Annotated in this window: 2 protein-coding genes; one reads left to right on the top strand and one right to left on the bottom strand. The window is 73.5% G+C overall.

All coding sequences use genetic code 11. The features are described from left to right. A partial coding sequence (locus tag D471_RS34870; RefSeq protein ID WP_017599832.1) for an ATP-binding SpoIIE family protein phosphatase occupies nt 1-1,149 on the top strand: 1,149 nt, incomplete at its 5' end. A 39-nt stretch (nt 1,150-1,188) separates the two neighbouring features. On the opposite strand, the gene D471_RS34875 is transcribed toward D471_RS34870, so the two are convergent. Further along, nucleotides 1,189-2,091 (bottom strand): amidase (locus tag D471_RS34875; RefSeq protein WP_017599833.1); only part of this gene is annotated, 903 nt, incomplete at its 5' end.

A 2,091-nucleotide genomic window follows, 5' to 3' on the forward strand; every position in this document is an offset into this window, starting at 1 on the left:
CAACGCAGCCTCCTCCCCCGGGGGCTGCCCGAACAGAACGCCTTCGACGTCGCCCACCGCTACCTGCCCGCGCAGGCCGGAGAGGCGGGCGGCGACTGGTTCGACGTCATCCCGCTGTCCGGCGCGCGCGTGGCTCTGGTCGTCGGCGACGTGGTCGGCCACGGGATGCACGCCGCCGCCACGATGGGACGTCTGCGCACCGCCGTCCACAACTTCTCCACCCTGGACCTGCCGCCGGACGAACTCCTGGCGCGGATCGACGAGTTGGTCACCCGCATCGACCTGGAGGAGTCCGAGGCCGCCGTGCTCGACGGAGCCTCCGAGGAAACCGCCGCCGACGGACTGGTCGGAGCCACCTGCCTGTACGCCGTCTACGACCCGATCTCCGGCCGTTGTGTCCTGGCCCGCGCCGGCCACCCGCTGCCCGCCCTGGTCAGCCCCGACGGCGACGTGACCTTCCCCGAGTTGCCCGCCGGGCCGCCCCTGGGCCTGGGCGGCCTGCCCTTCGAGGCCGAGGAGCTGCTGCTGCCGGAGGACAGCCAACTGGTCCTGTACACCGACGGGCTGCTGGAGGACCGCGACCGGGACATCGGCTCCGGCCTCACCCGGCTGCGCCGGACGCTGGCCGCCACCGCCGGACAGCCACCGGACGAGGCCTGCCGGGAGGTGTTCGGTTCGATGCTCACCGATCGGCCGGAGGACGACGTCGCCCTGCTCATCGCCCGTGCGCGCAGGCTGCCCCCGGACCGGGTCGTCGAATGGGACGTGCCCACGGACCCCGCGGCCGTCGCTCCCGTCCGTGCCGCCGTCACCCGGCAGCTGACCACCTGGGAGCTGGACGAGAGCGTGTTCGTCACCGAGCTGATCCTCAGTGAACTGGTCACCAACGCCATCCGCTACGGCAGCGGCCCGATCCGGGTCCGACTGATCTACGACCGCTGCCTGATCTGCGAGGTCTCCGACGCCGCGAGCACCGCCCCGCACCTGCGTTACGCCGCCAGCATGGACGAGGGCGGCCGCGGCCTGTTCCTCGTCGCCCAGCTCGCCGAACGCTGGGGCACCCGCTACACCATCGAGGGCAAGGTCATCTGGGCCGAACAGTCCCCGAACGGCCAGTTGTCGGAAGGGGCGTGGCTGGACGTGGTGTAGGCGGGGCTCGCGAGGGGCCGGGACCGCCGACCGGCCCGGTCAGGCCGTGAAGTCGACGGGGTGACGGCCGGTCCAGTCCTCGGCCTCCTCCAGAGCGGAGGCCAGGCGGATGAGCACGGCCTCCTCCCACGGTCCGCCGACCAGCTGACTGCCGATCGGCAGTCCGGAGGATGACCGGTACGTCGGCAGACTGACCGCGGGCAGTCCGGTGACGTTGCAGAACGCGGTGAAGGAGACGGTCTGGAGTTCCTGCGTGCCCGGCTCGTCGCGGGCGGCGTCGGCCTCGGCCCGCAACCGCCCCGAGGCGGGCGGGGGACAGGCCATCGTCGGGGTCAGCAGGACATCGAAGTCACGGCCCCACTGGGCGACGACGGCCCTCGACTCCAGCTGGAGCAGCGCCACCGTGCCGGTGTAGGTCCCCGAGTGGCGCACGCGGGCCCGCTCCATCCGGTGGCGCGTGTGCGGTTCGAGCAGGTCGGGCCGCTCGTAGGGCACCGCACACAGCGCCGCGTCCAGCACGGTGTGCGCGAACCCCAGGAACACCTCCGGGCTGAACAGGAAGGGCGAGACGGGGAACACGCCGTGGCCGAGCGACTCCAGCAGCCGCCCCGTGTGCTCGGCGGCGGCCACGCACTCCGGGTCGACCGGGACGCCGGTCGGCGCGCTGGTCAGCAGGCCGATCCGCAGGGGCCCCGCGTCCCGTCCCACCTCCTTACCGAACGGCCGCTCGGGGCGCGGAGCCTGGTACATGGCCAGGCGGTCGGGGACGGACATGGCGTCCAGCAGGGCGGCGGCGTCGCGCGTGTGGCGGGTGACGGCGCCCTCGGTCGTCGCGTGCTCCCACATCATCAGCGACTGCGGGACCCGGCCCCGGCTCGGCTTGAGCCCCACCAGGCCGCAGGCGGAGGCGGGCACGCGGATGGAACCGCCGCCGTCGCTGGC

Origin of the sequence: Nocardiopsis lucentensis DSM 44048 (assembly GCF_000341125.1) — a bacterium.
Classification (GTDB): domain Bacteria; phylum Actinomycetota; class Actinomycetes; order Streptosporangiales; family Streptosporangiaceae; genus Nocardiopsis; species Nocardiopsis lucentensis.